The sequence below is a fragment of the Cupriavidus alkaliphilus genome (genome assembly GCF_900094595.1).
In the GTDB taxonomy this organism is placed as follows: Bacteria; Pseudomonadota; Gammaproteobacteria; order Burkholderiales; family Burkholderiaceae; genus Cupriavidus; species Cupriavidus alkaliphilus.
Genome location: NZ_FMAD01000028.1, coordinates 1 through 2,287, shown reverse-complemented (window position 1 = coordinate 2,287; position 2,287 = coordinate 1). Strand labels below are relative to the sequence as shown.

The 2,287-nt window shown below is 67.7% G+C and carries 1 protein-coding gene and 1 pseudogene; both read right to left on the bottom strand.

The window, feature by feature from the left end; translation table 11 throughout:
- Positions 1-122, bottom strand: a pseudogene (locus tag GA0116996_RS28175) (ABC transporter ATP-binding protein); the annotation flags it as partial.
- Positions 123-473: 351 nt separating this feature from the next.
- Positions 474-2,165, bottom strand: a complete 1,692-nt coding sequence (locus GA0116996_RS27835) for a GMC family oxidoreductase (RefSeq protein ID WP_092318360.1) — start codon at positions 2,163-2,165, stop codon at positions 474-476.
- Positions 2,166-2,287 lie beyond the last annotated feature (122 nt).

Here is a 2,287-nt window from a genome sequence, read left to right as displayed (position 1 = left end):
GGGCCGATCAACGCATGGATCGAGCCGCGGCGCACCCGCAGGTTGACGTCGCTCACCGCCGTGAACCCCTTGAACTCCTTGGTGAGGTTCCGCGTTTCCAGGATGGTTTCCTGCTGGTTCATGTCTCCTGCCCGCCCTCTTGCTGAACTGCCGGGGTGATGCCCGGCACTGACAATGGTCCGAACCGGCCTTGTAGGCCCTTACTGCCGCTTGTTCCGTCAGGCTCGCCGTGGTTGCCGGCCAGGCCTGCGGGTTTTATCTGTGCGGGGCGGCTCCCGCGCGGGTTGCGGCGGCGGCATGGTATGTGCGGCCTGAGCACCCTGTGAGGCGTCTATTGTGTGCGCCTGTTGCATCGCAAAACATCGGGGTTTGCACTATGAAACATGAACCAAGTGTCAGTTTTTTTGCGGCCGCACAAGCGCCGCGCGGGTCACACGACCACCGCCCCGCCGGTGGTCATGCGGCGTGGCGCTTCAAGCGCTCGAAGCCGCTGTCACGGGCACGGAACCGGCTTCGGCCTGCGCCTGCGCCGGGCTTGCCACTTCAGTCGGCATGGCGCGCTGCCTGCGGTCTTCGCGGATCATGTCGCTGGCGCGCTCGGCGATCATGATGGTCGGCGAGTTGGTGTTGCCCGACGTGATCAGCGGCATCACCGAGGCGTCGACCACGCGCAGCCCCTGCACCCCCAGCACGCGCAGCCGATGGTCGACCACCGCCATGGGATCGTCGCCGCGTCCCATCTTGCAGGTGCCCACCGGATGGAAGATGGTGGTGCCGATATTGCCGGCGGCTTCGGCCAGTTCGTCGTCACTCTGGAACGCCGGTCCCGGCAGCCATTCCTCGGGCCGGTACGGCGCCAGCGCCGGCGACGCGACGATGCGGCGCGTGAGCCGGATCGAATCGGCGGCGACCTTGCGGTCCTCGTCGGTCGACAGGTAGTTGGGTGCGATCACCGGCGCCTGGCGGAAATCCGCGCTGCCGGCATGCACGCTGCCGCGCGAGGTCGGGCGCAGGTTGCAGGCGCTGGCGGTAAAGGCGTTGAAGGCATGGAGCGGATCGCCGAACTTGTCCAGCGACAGCGGTTGCACGTGGTACTCGATGTTCGGCCGCGCCTGCGACGGATCCGAGCGCGCGAACGCGCCCAGCTGCGATGGCGCCATGCTCATCGGCCCGCTCTGGTTGAAGGCGTACTGCACGCCGATGCAGAACTTGCCCCACAGGCTGGCGGCGCGCGTGTTCAGCGTGCGCACGCCGTTGACCTTGACCACGCTGCGCAGCTGCAGGTGGTCCTGCAGGTTCTCGCCTACGCCGGGCAGCGCGTGGCGCACCGGAATGCCCAGCGCCTGCAGCCGTTCGGCCTGGCCGATGCCGGACAGCTCGAGCAATTGCGGCGTGTTGACCGCGCCGGCGGCGAGGATCACCTCGAGCGTGGCCGCCGCCGCATGCGCGCGGCCGCCGCCCAGATAGTTGACGCCGGTGCAGCGGCGCCCGTCGAAGCTCAGCCCGCTCACCTGCGCGCCGGTGACGATGGTCAGGTTGGGCCGCTCCGAGGCGCGCCGCAGGAACGCCTTGGCGGTATTCCAGCGGATGCCGCGGCGCTGGTTCACTTCGAAATACCCGACACCGAAATTGTCGCCGCGGTTGAAGTCGTCGGTGCGCGGGATCCCCGCTTCCTCGGCGGCATCGGCAAAACGCTCGAGGATGTCCCAGCGCAGGCGCTGCCCTTCCACTCGCCATTCGCCGCCTGCGCCATGGAATTCGCTTGGGCCGCGGTGATGGTCTTCGCTGCGCTTGAACAGCGGCAGCACGTTGTCCCAGCGCCAGCCGTCGTCGCCGGTCAGCCGCGCCCACTCGTCATAGTCCTCGCGCTGGCCGCGCATGTAGATCATGCCGTTGATCGACGAGCAGCCGCCCAGCACGCGCCCGCGCGGATAGCCCAGCGAGCGCCCGTTCAGCCCCGCTTCGGCTTCGGTGCGATAGAGCCAGTCGGTGCGCGGGTTGCCGATGCAGTAGAGGTAGCCCACCGGGATGTGGATCCAGTGGTAATCGTCCTTGCCGCCGGCTTCCAGCAGCAGCACGTTGACGTCCGGGTCCTGCGTCAGCCGGTTCGCCAGGACACAGCCGGCCGAACCGGCCCCCACGATGATGTAGTCGAATGTCTCCATGGCGCCTGTTATGGTGATGGTCGGTTTATTTCGCCACCGGCATGGTGAACTCGGCGCCCTTGGCGATCGAGTCGGGCCAGCGCTGCATCACGCTCTTGTAGCGCGTGTAGAAGCGCACGCCC

Excerpts from the sequence above, each read along its gene's own strand:
- GA0116996_RS27835 (WP_092318360.1), bottom strand. The coding sequence starts at position 2,165 with ATGGAGACATTCGACTACATCATCGTGGGGGCCGGTTCGGCCGGCTGT.